This is a genomic window from Hyphobacterium marinum (genome assembly GCF_036330325.1).
Lineage (GTDB): Bacteria > Pseudomonadota > Alphaproteobacteria > Caulobacterales > Maricaulaceae > Hyphobacterium > Hyphobacterium marinum.
This window is the reverse complement of sequence record NZ_JAZDRO010000002.1, coordinates 215,898-230,558: the sequence shown is the minus strand read 5'-3', so window position 1 is coordinate 230,558 and position 14,661 is coordinate 215,898. Positions and strand designations below refer to the sequence as shown.

Sequence of the window (14,661 nt, the reverse complement as noted above, 5' to 3'; positions counted from 1 at the left end):
TCCTCGACATGATGGCTGCTGAGCGCGGCGCGGCACTCAACACGCTTGATGCCTACCGGCGTGACCTCGAAGACCTTTCCGCCCGGATCGCGCCGCGCGGGCGTGATCTGCAGGACGCCACCACGCCCGACCTTGAAGCCGCGCTGACCGGCATGGCCCGCGACGGGCTCTCGTCGGCAACCGCGGCGCGGCGGCTGTCGGCGGCGAAGCGCTTCTACCGGTTCCTGCTTTCCGAAGGTTTGCGCGAGGATGATCCGTCTGCGCGCCTCTCCGGCCCGAAAAAGGGCCGGCCCCTGCCCAAAATCCTCTCCGAGGCGGATGTCGATGCCCTGTTCCGCGCCGCGGCCGACCGGCCGGGTGCATCAGGCCTGCGTGACCGGGCGCTGATGGAGATACTTTACGCGGCGGGGCTACGCGTCTCCGAGCTCGTTTCCCTGCCGCTGGCGGCATTCGCGAGAGCGGAACAGTGCATACACGTCACCGGCAAGGGCGGGCGCGAACGCCTCGCCCCGCTGACCGAGGCGGCACTGGAGGCGGTTGCGGCCTGGCGCGAGGTGCGGGACGGGTTTCTGCCCGCCAACCCGGCGAAACGGGCCAAGGCGAGCCGGTTTCTCTTCCCGTCGAAGACCTCGGCTTCGGGCCATCTGACGCGGGAGCAGTTCGCCCGCATTCTCACCGATCTGGCCAGCGCGGCGGGCCTCGATACATCGAAAGTCTCGCCCCACGTGCTGCGCCATGCCTTCGCGACGCATCTATTGGCCAATGGAGCCGATTTACGCACGGTGCAGACGCTGCTGGGGCATGCAGACGTCTCTACGACACAGATATACACCCATGTACTGGAAGAGCGTTTGCGCACACTGGTGGAAACTGCCCACCCGCTGGCCAAGCGCTGAAAAGGGCGCAGAAGGCGGCTTGTTCCTTGCAATCGGGCTGGTTAGGTTGCCCGGCGCTTTCGCGCCCGCCGGCGTAGAACAAGAGAGCTGATGTCAGACCCCACGCGAACCTATCTCGATTTCGAACGTCCGATCGCCGAACTGGACGCCAAGATCGAAGAGCTTGAATCCCTGTCCGCGACGAACGGGACGGATGGTCCCGATGTGGCCGAGGAAGTCGGCAAGCTGCGCCAGAAATCCACCGACCAGCTCGCTGCGCTCTATGCCAAGCTCGATCCATGGCGGAAGACCCAGGTCGCGCGCCACCCGGACCGCCCCCATTTCCGCGATTACCGCAAGGCGCTGATCGAGGATTTCGAGGAGCTGTGCGGAGACCGGCGCTTTTCCGAGGACCCGGCCATTGTCGGCGGCATCGGCCGCTTCCGCGGCCGCTCGGTCGTCGTGCTGGGCCACGAGAAGGGCCACGACACCCAAAGCCGCCTGAAACACAATTTCGGCATGGCGCGTCCGGAAGGCTATCGCAAGGCGATCCGCCTGATGGACATGGCCGAACGCTTCAAGATGCCGGTGATGACCTTCGTCGATACCGCCGGGGCCTATCCCGGCGTCGGCGCGGAAGAACGCGGCCAGTCCGAAGCCATCGCGCGGTCCACCGAACGCTGCCTGACGCTGGGCGTGCCCATCGTCTCGGTGATTACCGGTGAAGGCGGTTCGGGCGGCGCGGTCGCGCTTGCCAGCGCCAACACGCTGATCATGCTGGAACATTCCATCTATTCGGTGATTTCGCCGGAAGGGTGCGCCTCGATCCTGTGGCGCGACTCGGCGCGGGCCAAGGATGCCGCCACGGCAATGAAAATCACCGCCCAGGACCTGATCGGGCTGAAAATCGTCGACCGGATCGTGCCCGAACCGGTCGGCGGGGCGCACCGCGCGCCCGGCCGGACCATCCAGGCCATTGGTGATGCGCTCGACACCACGCTCGATTCGCTTGAAGGCCTGTCGGCGAAGGAACTCCGGAAACGCCGCAAGGACCGCTTCTACGCCATCGGACGCCTTGAAGCGGGCGAAGAGTAGGCCAGGTCCTAAACCTCGTACTCCAGCCACGGCAGGAACCGGCCTTCAAACACATCCGAGGGCCGGTCTTCGATGAAGCGCGCGCCCATGTTTTCATAGAAGCCGCGTGCGTCTGGGTCCGAAAGGATCGTCATCACGCATTCGCCGCGCACTTTCATGCGGGCGGCGGCTTCACCAAAGAGGGCGCGGCCCGCGCCGCTGCCGATGGCATCCGGTTCTATGAAGAGTAGATCGAGCGTACCGCTCTTGCCCGCCGGGTCGATCTGGCAAACGCCGAGAATGCGGCCCGCATTGTCTTCCGCGACGAAAGCGCAGCCATCGGCGACGAGATGCGGTTCAAGGCGTAGATAGGGGGCGCAGGCGGCGATGAAAGGGGCGTCATAACCCCAATGGGCCTTTGACCGCAGGCACAGGGCCGAGAGCGCCTCGATCTCGTCGGGACGCGCGTCGCGGATGGATATCCCGTCAGGTCGAGACGGTCGGTCCACCTACCGCCCCGTGGCAATGCTTGTACTTCTTGCCCGAGCCGCAGGGGCACATCGCATTGCGCTGCACCTTGCCCCAGGTTTCCGGCTTGTTCGGATTGACCGACATCGGCGTGCGGCGCAACGTCGGTGCAACGCGCGGACGATCCGGGCCCGGATCGGCTCCACCCGCGTCGTTGCGGCCGGTGCGCGGATCGATATGCGTGGTGCGCATGTCTGCCGGCATTTTCGGTGCTTCGACCTTGGGGGCCTGCTGCAGGCGGATCGACATGATCCGGCGGGTGAATTCCTCGCGCAGATTTTCCAGAAGCCGCTCGAACAGCGAGAAGGCTTCGGTCTTGAACTCATTCAGCGGATCGCGCTGGGCATAGCCGCGCAGACCGATCACTGAGCGCAGCGAGTCAAGCTGCTGCAGGTGCTCGCGCCAGTTGTCGTCGATGGTGCGCAGCAGTTCATATTTCTCCACGCGGCGCATCAGTTCAGGACCAACGCTGGAGACTTTCTCGGCATAGGCCTTGTCGGCGGCGTCGATCAGCCGTTCGCGGATTTCCTCGCCGCCGATGCCTTCCTCGGCTGCCCAGTCCGCGATGGGCAGATCAATGCCGAACGTGTTCTTGATGGTCTCGTCCAGGCCCTCGATATCCCACTGGTCGGCGAAAGCCTTGGGCGGAATGTGCGCCTCGACAATGTCCTCGGCGGCCTGGTGGCGCATGTCCTTGACCACGTCGGACACGTCGCTGTCATTCATAAACTCGATGCGCTGCTCGAAGATCGCCTTGCGCTGATCGTTCATCACATCGTCGTATTTGAGAATGTTCTTGCGGATCTCGAAATTGCGTTGCTCGACCTTCTTCTGAGAGGTTTCCAGCGCCTTGGACATCCACGGGTGCTGGATGGCTTCGCCTTCCTTCAGGCCCAGCGTGCGCATGATGGTGTCGAGCCGTTCCGGCGCGAAAATGCGCAACAGGTCGTCTTCCACAGAGACGAAGAATTTCGACTTGCCCGGATCGCCCTGACGGCCCGTCCGGCCACGCAGCTGGTTGTCGATCCGCCGGCTTTCATGGCGCTCGGTGGCGAGCACGTAGAGCCCGCCGGCGTCCAGCGCCTGCTTCTTCTTTTCGGCAACGTCGGCGGCGATCTCGGCCTTCTTTTTCTCGATGGCCTTCTCGTCGGGTTCCTTGCCGGCTTCGGTCTGCGCCGCGATCCAGTCCGCCAGCTGGAAGTCGGCATTGCCGCCCAGCTGGATGTCGGTCCCCCGGCCGGCCATGTTCGTGGCGATGGTCACCGTGCCCGGGATGCCGGCCTGCGCAATAATGCCGGCCTCCTGCTCGTGATAACGGGCATTGAGGACCTGGTGTTTCAGCTTCTTCTTGTTCAGAAATTCGGAGAGGACTTCCGATTTTTCGATCGAAACCGTGCCGACCAGGACCGGCTGGCCTTTTTTAAGTGCCTCATTGATCTCGGTGACGATGGCTTCGTATTTTTCCTTCGCGGTCCGGTAAACTTCGTCCTCGTCGTCGATCCGCGCGATGGGCTTGTTGGTCGGAATTTCGACCACGTCGAGCTTGTAGATCGAGTGGAATTCGTCCGCTTCGGTCGCCGCCGTACCGGTCATGCCGGCCAGCTTGGTGTAAAGCCGGAAATAGTTCTGGAAGGTGATCGAGGCCAGCGTCTGGTTTTCCGGCTGGATGTCGGTGCCTTCCTTGGCCTCGATGGCCTGGTGCAGCCCGTCCGACAGCCGGCGGCCCGGCATCATCCGGCCGGTGAATTCGTCGATCAGCAGGACATTGCCGTCCTTGACGATGTAATCCTTGTCGCGCTGGAAAATCTTGTGGGCTTTCAGCGCCTGGTTGAGGTGGTGGACGATCATGACATTGTCGACGTCGTAGAGATCACCCTCTTCCAGCAGATCACGCTCGCGCAGCAGGTCCTCGATATGCTCGTTGCCCTCTTCGGTCAGCAGGACCGAGCGGGATTTTTCCTCGACCGTGTAGTCATCTTCGGTGAGCAGCGGGATGATGGCGTCCATCGTCCGGTAGAAGTCGGTGCGGTCCTCGGTGCGGCCCGAAATGATCAGCGGCGTCCGGGCTTCGTCGATCAGGATGGAGTCCACCTCGTCGACGATTGCGAAATTGTGCCCGCGCTGGACCATGTCGGCGAGCGAGTACTTCATGTTGTCACGCAGATAGTCGAAGCCGAACTCGTTGTTCGTGCCGTAGGTCACGTCGCACTGATAGGCGGCGCGGCGTTCGTCATCGTTCAGGCCATGAACGATTACGCCAGTGGTCAGGCCCAGCTTGGAATAGACGGCGCGCATCCAGTCGGCGTCGCGCTGGGCGAGGTAATCGTTGACCGTGACGACATGCACGCCCTTGCCCGACAGCGCATTGAGATAGACGGGAAGCGTCGCGACCAGCGTCTTGCCTTCACCGGTCTTCATCTCGGCGATGGAATTGTTGTGAAGGACGATGCCGCCGATCATCTGCACGTCGAAATGGCGCAGGCCGAGCGTGCGTTTGGAGGCTTCGCGAACCAGCGCGAATGCTTCCGGCAGCAGCGCATCGAGGCTCTCGCCGTCGCTGTGGCGGGTCTTCAACTCCGGCGTCTTGGCGGCCAGCTGGTCGTCGGTCAGCTTCGCGAACTCGTCTTCCAGCGCATTGATGCGATCGACCGTGGACCGGTATTTGGCGACCTTGCGGTCGTTGGACGAGCCGAAAACGCTGCGGACGATGGAAAGCATGGAAGACCCTGAAATCTGCTGGTAGAACGGCCCCGGAAAAGGCGCGGCCTACCTTGGGCGGCTGCTGCCGCCGCATGAAATTGCGCCCGGCTGACTTAAGGATGGGCGGAAACCGTGTCAATGAGACCGGACGGCATGCTACAGATGTGCCCCGCAACCGAAAGAGCCCGAATGCAGAGCCTCCCGCGTTACATGGCGTGTCTTGCCCTACTATTGGTCGCGGCCTGCGGTCCGTCCGGTCCCGCAGCCGAATTGCCGGGCGAGGACCCGGTCTCGGTCATCAATGAGGGGCCGGACCCGGTCGTGGCGCGTGTGGGCGAGACCGAAATCCACCGCTCCGACGTCACCCGCGAGGCCGCGTCGCAGGGCGTCATCGACGAGGGCGGCTTTCTGCCCGTCACGGACCCGGCGTTCGACCGTATCGTGGAGGAATTGATCGACCAGCGCCTGCTGGCCATCGAGGGCCGCCGCCGCGGTCTTGAAGACTCCGAGGCCGCCCGGGAACGGATCGCCGTGGCGACCGAACGCATCCTCGGGAATGTTCTGCTGGAAACGCTGATCGACGAGGCCGTCACCGAAGAGGCCATTCTGCGCGTCTACAACGAGCAGGCGACGCTGAGCGGACGCAGCGACGAGGTTCACGCCCGCCACATCCTTGTCGATACGCGCGAGGAGATCGATGCAATTCGGGCCCAGCTGGATGCCGGGGGCGATTTCGAGGAACTCGCCATTCTCTACAGCCAGGATCCGGCGACACGCATGCAGGGGGGCGATCTGGGCTATTTTTCACGCCAGAGCGTCTTGCCAGAGTTTGCCGGGGTCGCGTTTTCAACGCCGGTCGGCACCGTCTCCGAACCCTTCGAGACCGGCTCGGGATGGCATGTGCTGCGCGTCGAGAGCCGCCGGGCCACCGAGACACCGGGTCTGGAAGAAGTGCGCCCCGGCATTGTGCGCTTCCTGACCTTCCAGCAAATCGAGAACCTCGTCCGGACGCTGCGCGAGGAAACAGCCATCGAGCGCTTCGAGATTGCCACCGAAATGCCCGAAGACACGGCGGCGGAGCCCGGTCCGGAAGCGGAATAACACCGCGTTAACCTTGTTATTCAACGGGAAATTAGGGGAGATCGATCACTATGGCCGATAGACCGGTCATCCTGGTGGCGGCGTGTGCGCTGCTGGATGCGGACCGCCGCGTGCTTCTGGCGCGCCGGCCCGCGGACAAGCCAATGCCCGGATTGTGGGAGTTTCCCGGCGGCAAGGTCGAAGCTGGGGAAACGCCGGAACGGGCCTTGATGCGCGAATTGCGCGAAGAACTGGGAGTCGAACCATGCGAACGCTGCCTGCATCCCTTCGCCTTCGCCTCTCACGCCTATCCCGACTTTCACATCGTCATGCCGCTGTTTGTTTGCCGTCAGTGGGACGGGTTTCCGTCTCCGAGGGAAGGTCAGGAACTCAAATGGGTGCGTCCGGAGAAACTCAAGGACTATCCCATGCCCGAGGCCGACATTCCGCTGGCCATCGAACTGCGCGACCGAATGTATCGCTAGGCGGATTCCTGGCCGACCAGTCCGGAGCCACCAGCATCGAGTATTCCGTCATCGCCGTCCTGATCTCGATCGGCGCGATTGGGGCCTTGATGCTGATCGGGCCCCAGGTCCTCGCGATGTTCAATGATGCCGGCGGGGCGTTCTAGCCGCCGGCCTTTTCGCCAGCCGATTGTTCTCTAACCCCCAAAGCATCCGCCAGCCGCACCGTGGCCGAGCCCGGCCGTTTCGGCTTGGGTTGTCCCGGATGTGGGGCCCATCCTGCGGCATGGATGATCTCGAACGTCGCCCTTATGCGCCCGTCCGCGTCGCTGAATCGTTCGGCATAGATTTCCGCCGCGCGCAGGAAGAGCGCTTTCGTCGCGGGCTTTCGCGGCCGCGAGACCAGGGCACTGGTTTCGCCCATGCCGCGCAGATCGCGCATCAGGTCGAACATCGTATCGTAGCGCACCGTCATGCGATCGACGTCAGCGACCGGCAGGGCAAAGCCCGCCCGCTGCAACAGGGCTGACAAGTCCTGTGCGTCGGCAAAGGGAGAGACGCGGGCATTCACGCCATCGAACAGCTCGGCTTCGGCGGCCATCAGCGACTGACGCAGTTCGGTCAGGCTGGCCCCCCCGATCAACGCGGCGGCGAAGAACCCATCCGGTTTCAGGGCCCGGTTGATCTGGATCAGCGTGCCGGGGAGATCATTGGTCCAGTGCAGGGCGAGGGGCGACACGACGAGGTCGAGACTTTCATCGGCGACGGCAAAGGCTTCCTCGTCCATCGCGAGTGTCATCCCGCCGCCAGCGGCATGGCGCGGTGACAGATCCGTCTCGATCAACGTGCCGATCTTGGCGGCTGCGTCGGTCTGGTACGCCAGCGCCCGCCCAATGGAACCGCCTCCACCGAGCGCCAGCGCCAGCGGAAAATCGCGGACCACGGGCAGGAGCCGGTCAAGCAGATCCTCGGCCGCGCGCTCCACAAGGAAGCCGCAATCTGGCAGACTGGCAGCCGCGCGATCACGCCTGCGGCGGAGCAGGGCGCGATCAAAGAGGCGGGGAGGGGTGTCTGAAGGCATCAGCGAGATATGGCCTGCCCGGCTGGGGAAAGAAAGCCGCGGCGGTGCTGGCCGGTCTGGTCTGGCCGCCGCAATCGCCTTTTGGCGGTGGCTGGGTATCGCGTCCCGGTCAGCTTGACCCGGCCGGCTGGACGGCAGTTGATTTCCTTGACCGGCCGTGGTGCGTGAGTTGCGGTTATCCCTTTGCCTATGACGCCGGGGAGGTGGTCTGCGGGGCCTGCGCCGCCCGGCCCCTGGTCCTCGGTCTCATGCGCGCGGCCTTTGTCTACAACGAAGCCAGCCGGAAGCTGGTGCTCGACTTCAAGCATGGCGGACGCACTGAAACCCTTCCCCAGTTCGCCCGCTGGATGGCCCGCGCCGGTGCCGAAGCGCTTGAGGGCGCGGACGCGCTTGTCCCGGTTCCGCTGCATCCGCGCCGCCTCCTGTCACGCCGCTACAACCAGTCTTCGCTGCTGGCCTCGGCGTTGACTCGCGAAACCGGCATACCGGTCGAGGCTGATGCCCTGCGGCGGTCGCGCGCCACGACGACGCAAGGTGGCAAGTCCGCCAAGGGCCGCAAGCGCAATGTCGCCGGAGCCTTTCGGGTGCGGGAACGCTACACGGCGCGGATCACGGGCAAATGTCTTGTGCTCGTGGATGACGTGATGACGACCGGCGCAACACTGGAAGCCTGTGCCCGCGTTCTGCTGCGTGCCGGTGCACGGCAAGTGAACGCGGTCGCACTCTCGCGCGTTGTCAGACCGGTAAACCCGCTTACATAGAGGGACCGGCCGAGTCGGCCCCGCCCGCCAGAAAAAGGAAATACGCATCCCATGGCCAAGGTCACCATCTACACCCGTCCGATGTGCGGCTACTGCCACCGCGCGGTAAAGCTGCTGGAATCCAAGGGTGTCGATTTCGAGGACATCAATGCCGGCTTTGACGCGGAAAAGCGCAAGGAGATGATCCAGCGCTCCAATGGCGGCTCGACCTATCCCCAGGTCTTCATCGGCGACACCCATATTGGCGGTTCGGATGACCTCATGGCGCTGGAGCGACAGGGCAAGCTGGACGCCATGCTCGGGCTCTCGGCCTGATGGGCGTTTCACCCCACCCTTACCCTCCCCTCAAGGGGAGGGAATCGAGAATCTTTCTCCCTCCCCCTCGGGGGAGGGACGGGGTGGGGGGCATGTGTTATGCCAACGCTTAAAACAGGCCTCATACAGATGCGTTCCGGGACAGACCCGGCGCGCAATCTCTCCGACGCGACGGGCTTCATCCGCGAGGCCGCGGGGCAGGGCGCGCAGTTGGTTTGCACACCCGAAACCACTCATCTGGTTCAGAAGGACGCCAACGCCCTTTTTGACGTGATCCGCACGCCCGAAGACGACCCGGCGATCCCGGCGTTCGCCAAATTGGCTGAAGAACTCGGTATCTGGCTGCTCATCGGATCGCTGGCGCTGAAGATCGGCGACTGGCGCGCGGTTAACCGGTCATTCCTGTTCGCGCCGGACGGCTCCACGGCCGCCACTTATGACAAGATCCATATGTTCGACGTCGGTCTGGGCGCAGGCGAGACCTATTCGGAATCAACCAATTATCGACCGGGTTCGAAGGCGGTTCTGACCGAGGCCGGACCGGCCAGGTTGGGCCTGACCATCTGCTACGATCTGCGCTTTGCCTATCTCTACCGCCGCCTTGCGCAAGCCGGAGCGAACGTAATTGCCGCGCCGTCGGCCTTCACCGTGCCCACCGGCAGAGCGCATTGGGAGACGCTGATCCGCGCCCGCGCTATCGAGACCGGCTCGTGGCTGATTGCCCCCGCGCAGGGCGGGCAGCACGAAGACGGCCGCAAGACCTGGGGGCATAGCCTCGTCGTTGACCCGTGGGGCGGCATCGCCGCTGTGTTGGACCATGACGAGCCCGGCGTGCTGATGGCCGAAATCGACCTCGGCAAGTCGGCGAACGCGCGGGAACGCATCCCCTCGCTGTCCCACGACCGCGAGATCACCGGGCCATGATCCGCTACGCGCTACAGTGTTCGCGTGACCACGGCTTTGAGGCCTGGTTCCGCAACTCGGCGACCTATGACGAGCAGGCCGAAGCCGGTCTTGTCGAATGCCCGGTCTGCGGCGACACGGATGTCCGCAAGGCTGTCATGGCACCGAATGTCGCGTCGCCGAAGAAGCGCAAGGCCGACAACCAGACCATGATGATGGAGCTGGCCGGCAAGGTTCGCGCTCATATCCGCGACAAGTTCGACTATGTCGGTGATGATTTCGCAAAGCAGGCGCGCGCCATGCATGAGGGCGAGAAGCCGCACCGCGACATCTATGGCGAAACGACGCCTGAAGAAGCCGAAGCCTTGAGGGAAGAGGGCGTGCCCTGCGCGCCCCTGCCGCCTGCGCTGACCCCGGTGCCGGAGAAGAAGCTGAACTAGGCCGCCTTCGCCGCGCTCAGCAGGTAGTTCACACTGGCGTCGTGCGTGATCGAGAACTGGTCGTTTAAGGGGTTGTAGCTGACCCCGACCGCCTCGCCGGTCGCAAAGCCGGTGTCACGCAGGACGCGAGTCACTTCCTCCGGTTTCACCAGTTTGGAGAAGCGGTGCGTACCGCGCGGCAGCCAGCCCATCACCCATTCCGCGCCGAAGATCGCGAGCGCAAAGGCTTTCGGCGTGCGGTTGATCGAGCCGACGATCATCAGCCCGCCCGGCTTCACCAGGCGCGCACAATCAGCCAGGAAGGCGTCCGGGTCGGCGACATGTTCGACGACTTCGAGGTTGAGGACGACATCAAATAGCGGCTCGCCAGACTCGATCAGTTGCTCGGCAGTGCCGTGCCGGTAGTCGATGGCGAGGCCCATTTCCTCGGCATGGACCATGGCGGTCTTGATATTGGCTTCGGCGGCATCGACTCCCGTGACGTCTGCGCCGAGGCGCGCCATGGGTTCGGAGATCAGACCGCCGCCGCAGCCGATGTCGAGAATGCGCAGGCCCGAGAGGGGTTTGTCGCCGCCCTCGCGTCCGAAATGGGCCAGGACCCGGTCACGGATAAAGGTGAGGCGCGCCGGGTTGAATTTGTGCAGCGGCTTGAATTTGGAATCCGGGTCCCACCACTCGGCAGCCATGGCAGAAAATTTCGCCACTTCCTCGGGATCGATTGAGGGGCTGGAGAGTTTAACGGGAGCCGCGTGTACCGCCATGGTATGAATTTCCTTGCCGAAAAGGCGTTGCAGTCTGGATTATGCCGTAATATGGCCCCGCTTGACCGGCTTATCGAGGCCTGCGTCCAGCGGCGTTCTGCCGCGAGGCGCGTGACAGGTACCACATAACCGCCGAAGCGAGGGAGCGGTCTTGGTCGATATCGTGATGAAATTCGGCGGCACGTCGGTCGCCGACGCCGCCCGTATCCGGGCTTCGGCGGAGCTTGTCGCGTCCGAAGCCGCGCGCGGCCAGTCCGTCGCCGTCGTGGTGTCGGCGATGGCGGGCGAGACCGACCGGCTGATCGCTCTGGCCGAACAGTTCGGTGGCGGGCTCGGTGAAGACGAGACCGATACCGTCCTGGCGACCGGCGAACAGATCAGCGCCGCCCTGATGGCCCTCGCACTGCGGGAAAGGGGCTTGAAGGCCCGCTCCTTCCAGGCCTGGCAGTCCGCGATTTTCGTCGATGGTCCCCCTGGCGATGCCCGGATCTCCGGCTTCCTGACCGAAGCGGTCGAAGCCAGCGCCGATGCCGGTGTGATCCCGGTCTTTGCCGGATTTCAGGGGATCGACACCGAGCGGCGCGTGCGCACGCTGGGCCGGGGCGGGACCGATTTGTCTGCCGTCGCCATCGCTGCGGCGCTCAATGCCCGCTGCGACATCTACACCGATGTCGACGGCGTCTACACCACTGATCCGCGTATCGAGCCGAAGGCGCGCCGGATCGACGCGATCAGCCATGACGAAATGCTTGAACTCGCCGCGCAGGGCGCTAAAGTCCTCCAGACCCGGTCGGCCGAGATGGCCAAGGCCCGCAATGTCCCGCTTCGCGTGCTGTCGAGCTTCGCCAAACCCGGCGAGGCGCGCGGCACGTCTGTCCTCGATGCGGGCGGCATCGCCGAGCGCCGGATCGTCTCCGGTGTTGCCTATACGCGCGACCAGGCAAGGATCATCCTCCTGGGCGCGTCGGACAATCCGGCCATCGCGGCGGAGATTTTCGGCGCGCTGGCGGACGTGAATATCGGCGTCGACATGATCGTGCAGGGGCGCGCGCGCGACGCCGGCACCGTGAATATCGAATTTTCCGTCGACCGCCGGGAACTCGGACGTGCTATGACCGTGATGGAAGATGCGCACGGGGACGCCCGCGAGATCATCCATGAAACCGATCTTGCCAAGGTGTCTGTCGTCGGGCTCGGTCTCAATCGCCGGGCGGACGTGGCGCGCATCCTGTTCCGGGCCCTTGGCTCGAAAGGGATTGACGTGAAAGTCATCGCGACATCCGAAATCCGGATCAGTGCCCTCATCGCCAATGACGCGGTCGAGCAAGCCGTGCGGGCCCTGCATTCGGCCTACGGGCTCGATGGGGAGGGCGGCTGAGCATGGCGGCAGCCGATACCATCGCCGCCGGCCCGCGCCGGCTCCTGGCTCGCCTGCGCGCCCTCATGGCGGTGCGCGAGGATGCCCAGGAGCGGCTCGACCACCTCACCGAGATGATCGCGCAGGAAACCAGCGCGGACGTCTGTTCCATCTATCTCGCCCGCCGGTCTGGCTCACTGGAATTGTGCGCCACACACGGACTGAAGCGCGAGGCGGTCCACAATACCCGCCTCCAGCGCAATGAGGGCCTTGTCGGGTTGATCGCCCGCAGCGCCCGGCCGCTGGCCGTGGCAGACGCGCCGTCTCACCCCGCCTTCGCCTATCGGCCCGAAACGGGCGAGGAACCGTTCAAATCCTTTGTCGGCGTCCCGATCCTGCGCGGCGGGCGCCTTGTCGGCGTCCTGACCAGCCAGACCCATGGCTCGCGCCAGACCAGCGACGACGAGATCGAGACATTACAGACTGTCGCCATGATCCTGGCCGAAATCGTCGCATCCGGCGATGTGATCGCGGCCGAGGAAATGGCCGGCCTGGACATGCGGCCGACGCGCGCGGAGCGTTTTCAGGGCGGGGCGTTCTCACCCGGTCTCGCCATCGGTACAGCGGTGGTTCACGAGCCGCATGTCGCCTCTACGCGCCTGATCGCGGAAGACCCCGATCAGGAGGAGAACCGGCTCGACACCGCGATTGGCGAACTGCGCCGCGCCATCGACACCATGCTCGATTCCGGCCGTCTGCCCTTTGGTGGCCCCACGCGCGACGTGCTGGAAGCCTACCGGATGTTCGCCCATGACCGCGGCTGGCTGAACCAGCTGCGGGAGGCTGTCCGGCAGGGCCTGACGGCGGAAGCCGCCGTCGAGCGGGTCCGCAACGAGCATCGGGCCCGCCTTATGCAGGCCCGCGACGTGCATTTCCGCGAGCGGTTGCACGATCTCGAGGACCTCGCAAACCGGCTGTTGCGTCACCTGGCGCATTCCAATGGCGCGTCGCAGAGCGAACTGCCGGACAATGCGATCATATTTGCGCGCAGTATCGGCCCGGCCGAGTTGCTTGATTACGACCGCTCGAAACTCAAGGGCGTGGCACTGGAAGAAGGTTCGGCCTCGAGCCATGCTGTCATTGTTGCCAAGGCGCTCGGGATTCCCCTGGTCGGTCTGGTCGAGGGCGCGCTTGATCGCGTCGAGCCTGGCGATCCGGTCATCCTCGACGGCGAATTCGGCCTCGTGCACATCCGCCCGTCGAGTGACGTTGAGGAAACCTACCGCGAACGCTCTGATGCGCTGTCGCAGCGTGCCCGCGCCTATGCGAAGCTGCGCGACGAGCCGTCTGTGACCGCCAACGGTGTACCGTTCGAGCTTCACCTTAATGCGGGTCTGTTGATCGAGTTGACGCGTCTGGAAGAAACCGGTGCCCACGGGATCGGCCTGTTCCGGACCGAATTCCAGTTCATGGTTGCCGACACGCTGCCGCGGCTCGCCAAACAGGCCGAGCTCTACAAATCGGTCATGGATTCAGCCGGATCAAAGCCGGTTGTCTTCCGTACGCTTGACCTCGGCGGTGACAAGGTGACGCCCTTTGCGCCCTCCATGCGCGAACCCAACCCGGCGCTGGGATGGCGGGCGATCCGCATGGGTCTCGACCGGCCCGGCCTGCTGCGCTACCAGCTGCGCGCCCTGATCCAGGCGGCAGAGGGCCGGCCGCTCTCCATCCTCTTCCCGATGATCGCAACACCCTGGGAATTCAAGGCGGCGAAAGACATGCTGATGCGCGAAGTCGCGTTCGCGCGCGGACGAGGTCACCCTGTCCCGGAACGGGTCGAGGCCGGTATCATGCTCGAAACGCCGGGCATGGCCTGGGCCATTGAACATGCCCTGCCGCATGCCGACTTCGTTTCCGTCGGGGCCAACGACCTGATGCAGTATTTCTTTGCCGCGGATCGCCAGAACTCCCGTGTCTGGGAGCGCTACGACATTCTATCGCCCGCTGCGCTTCAACTGCTGAAAACCATCCGGGAGGCCTGTTCCCGTCACAATGTTCCGGTATCCATATGCGGAGAGGTGGCGTCCCAGCCGCTCGAGGCAGCCGTGATGCTGGCTCTGGGCTATGGCAAATTGTCCATGGCGGCGAGCGGGGTGGCACCGGTCAAGGCGATGCTGGCGCGAACCGATACGGGCCAGCTTGGCACCTGGCTTGCTGGGAATATGTCACGCGACGCGGCATCGCTGCGCCCCCTGTTGATAGAGGCGGGTAATGCTGCGGGGCTTCAGCTTGAGGCTGTTGATAACAGGGCCTTGATCTGAC

The 14,661-nt window shown here is 64.3% G+C and carries 15 protein-coding genes; 11 read left to right on the top strand and 4 right to left on the bottom strand.

Annotated features, from left to right (window positions below):
* The first annotated feature begins 8 nt into the window (after positions 1–8).
* Both V0U35_RS06115 and V0U35_RS06110 read left to right on the top strand, forming a co-directional pair.
* Positions 9–896 (top strand): site-specific tyrosine recombinase XerD, encoded by an 888-nt coding sequence (locus V0U35_RS06115; RefSeq protein ID WP_373696384.1) that lies wholly within the window; start codon positions 9–11, stop codon positions 894–896.
* A gap of 90 nt (positions 897–986) precedes the next feature.
* Positions 987–1,970, top strand: a complete 984-nt coding sequence (locus tag V0U35_RS06110) for an acetyl-CoA carboxylase carboxyltransferase subunit alpha (protein WP_330195790.1) — start codon at positions 987–989, stop codon at positions 1,968–1,970.
* A gap of 8 nt (positions 1,971–1,978) precedes the next feature.
* Here the strand turns inward: V0U35_RS06110 and V0U35_RS06105 are convergent, their stop codons facing one another.
* Together V0U35_RS06105 and secA are read right to left on the bottom strand one after the other, a co-directional pair.
* The gene (locus tag V0U35_RS06105) at positions 1,979–2,458 is read right to left on the bottom strand and encodes a GNAT family N-acetyltransferase (protein WP_330195789.1); all 480 of its coding nucleotides are present in this window, start codon (positions 2,456–2,458) and stop codon (positions 1,979–1,981) included.
* A complete protein-coding gene (secA, locus tag V0U35_RS06100; RefSeq protein ID WP_330195788.1) occupies positions 2,436–5,195 on the bottom strand; it encodes a preprotein translocase subunit SecA in 2,760 nt (919 codons plus the stop codon). The genes V0U35_RS06105 and secA overlap by 23 nt, the downstream gene beginning before the upstream one ends.
* Before the next feature lie 171 nt (positions 5,196–5,366).
* Between secA and V0U35_RS06095 the strand changes: the two genes are divergently transcribed.
* From V0U35_RS06095 to V0U35_RS14000, 3 genes are read left to right on the top strand one after another with little or no spacing between them, the layout of a single operon-like run.
* A complete protein-coding gene (locus tag V0U35_RS06095) occupies positions 5,367–6,278 on the top strand; it encodes a peptidylprolyl isomerase (protein ID WP_330195787.1) in 912 nt (303 codons plus the stop codon).
* A 50-nt stretch (positions 6,279–6,328) separates the two neighbouring features.
* Complete coding sequence (locus V0U35_RS06090; protein WP_330195786.1) at positions 6,329–6,742, top strand: (deoxy)nucleoside triphosphate pyrophosphohydrolase; 414 nt, start codon at positions 6,329–6,331, stop codon at positions 6,740–6,742.
* Positions 6,652–6,888 (top strand): Flp family type IVb pilin, encoded by a 237-nt coding sequence (locus V0U35_RS14000; protein WP_373696376.1) that lies wholly within the window; start codon positions 6,652–6,654, stop codon positions 6,886–6,888. The genes V0U35_RS06090 and V0U35_RS14000 overlap by 91 nt, the downstream gene beginning before the upstream one ends.
* Here the strand turns inward: V0U35_RS14000 and V0U35_RS06085 are convergent.
* A complete protein-coding gene (locus V0U35_RS06085; protein ID WP_330195785.1) occupies positions 6,885–7,802 on the bottom strand; it encodes a methyltransferase domain-containing protein in 918 nt (305 codons plus the stop codon). The genes V0U35_RS14000 and V0U35_RS06085 overlap by 4 nt on opposite strands.
* Positions 7,803–7,846: 44 nt before the next feature.
* On the opposite strand from V0U35_RS06085, the gene V0U35_RS06080 reads away from it, so the two are divergent.
* The 4 genes from V0U35_RS06080 (at position 7,847) to V0U35_RS06065 (ending at position 10,221) form a co-directional block, all read left to right on the top strand.
* On the top strand, positions 7,847–8,563 hold the full coding sequence (locus tag V0U35_RS06080; protein WP_330195784.1) for a ComF family protein: 717 nt from the start codon (positions 7,847–7,849) through the stop codon (positions 8,561–8,563).
* A 51-nt stretch (positions 8,564–8,614) separates the two neighbouring features.
* Positions 8,615–8,878, top strand: a complete 264-nt coding sequence (gene grxC / locus V0U35_RS06075) for a glutaredoxin 3 (protein ID WP_330195783.1) — start codon at positions 8,615–8,617, stop codon at positions 8,876–8,878.
* A gap of 99 nt (positions 8,879–8,977) precedes the next feature.
* A complete protein-coding gene (locus V0U35_RS06070; protein ID WP_330195782.1) occupies positions 8,978–9,802 on the top strand; it encodes a carbon-nitrogen hydrolase family protein in 825 nt (274 codons plus the stop codon).
* A complete protein-coding gene (locus V0U35_RS06065; RefSeq protein ID WP_330195781.1) occupies positions 9,799–10,221 on the top strand; it encodes a DUF1178 family protein in 423 nt (140 codons plus the stop codon). Before V0U35_RS06070 ends, V0U35_RS06065 begins: the two co-directional genes overlap by 4 nt.
* On the opposite strand, the gene ubiG is transcribed toward V0U35_RS06065, so the two are convergent.
* Complete coding sequence (ubiG, locus tag V0U35_RS06060; protein WP_330195780.1) at positions 10,218–10,982, bottom strand: bifunctional 2-polyprenyl-6-hydroxyphenol methylase/3-demethylubiquinol 3-O-methyltransferase UbiG; 765 nt, start codon at positions 10,980–10,982, stop codon at positions 10,218–10,220. The two genes, V0U35_RS06065 and ubiG, sit on opposite strands and share 4 nt — an antisense overlap.
* A gap of 151 nt (positions 10,983–11,133) precedes the next feature.
* Between ubiG and V0U35_RS06055 the strand changes: the two genes are divergently transcribed.
* Together V0U35_RS06055 and ptsP are read left to right on the top strand one after the other, a co-directional pair.
* Complete coding sequence (locus tag V0U35_RS06055; protein WP_330195779.1) at positions 11,134–12,360, top strand: aspartate kinase; 1,227 nt, start codon at positions 11,134–11,136, stop codon at positions 12,358–12,360.
* Positions 12,361–12,362: 2 nt separating this feature from the next.
* Positions 12,363–14,660 (top strand): phosphoenolpyruvate--protein phosphotransferase, encoded by a 2,298-nt coding sequence (gene ptsP, locus V0U35_RS06050; RefSeq protein WP_330195778.1) that lies wholly within the window; start codon positions 12,363–12,365, stop codon positions 14,658–14,660.
* Position 14,661 lies beyond the last annotated feature (1 nt).

Excerpts from the sequence above, each read along its gene's own strand:
- secA (WP_330195788.1), bottom strand. The coding sequence starts at position 5,195 with ATGCTTTCCATCGTCCGCAGCGTTTTCGGCTCGTCCAACGACCGCAAG.
- ptsP (WP_330195778.1), top strand. The coding sequence starts at position 12,363 with ATGGCGGCAGCCGATACCATCGCCGCCGGCCCGCGCCGGCTCCTGGCT.
- V0U35_RS06090 (WP_330195786.1), top strand. The coding sequence starts at position 6,329 with ATGGCCGATAGACCGGTCATCCTGGTGGCGGCGTGTGCGCTGCTGGAT.
- V0U35_RS06095 (WP_330195787.1), top strand. The coding sequence starts at position 5,367 with ATGCAGAGCCTCCCGCGTTACATGGCGTGTCTTGCCCTACTATTGGTC.
- V0U35_RS06070 (WP_330195782.1), top strand. The coding sequence starts at position 8,978 with ATGCCAACGCTTAAAACAGGCCTCATACAGATGCGTTCCGGGACAGAC.
- grxC (WP_330195783.1), top strand. The coding sequence starts at position 8,615 with ATGGCCAAGGTCACCATCTACACCCGTCCGATGTGCGGCTACTGCCAC.
- ubiG (WP_330195780.1), bottom strand. The coding sequence starts at position 10,982 with ATGGCGGTACACGCGGCTCCCGTTAAACTCTCCAGCCCCTCAATCGAT.
- V0U35_RS06110 (WP_330195790.1), top strand. The coding sequence starts at position 987 with ATGTCAGACCCCACGCGAACCTATCTCGATTTCGAACGTCCGATCGCC.
- V0U35_RS06085 (WP_330195785.1), bottom strand. The coding sequence starts at position 7,802 with ATGCCTTCAGACACCCCTCCCCGCCTCTTTGATCGCGCCCTGCTCCGC.
- V0U35_RS06065 (WP_330195781.1), top strand. The coding sequence starts at position 9,799 with ATGATCCGCTACGCGCTACAGTGTTCGCGTGACCACGGCTTTGAGGCC.
- V0U35_RS14000 (WP_373696376.1), top strand. The coding sequence starts at position 6,652 with ATGGGTGCGTCCGGAGAAACTCAAGGACTATCCCATGCCCGAGGCCGA.
- V0U35_RS06115 (WP_373696384.1), top strand. The coding sequence starts at position 9 with ATGATGGCTGCTGAGCGCGGCGCGGCACTCAACACGCTTGATGCCTAC.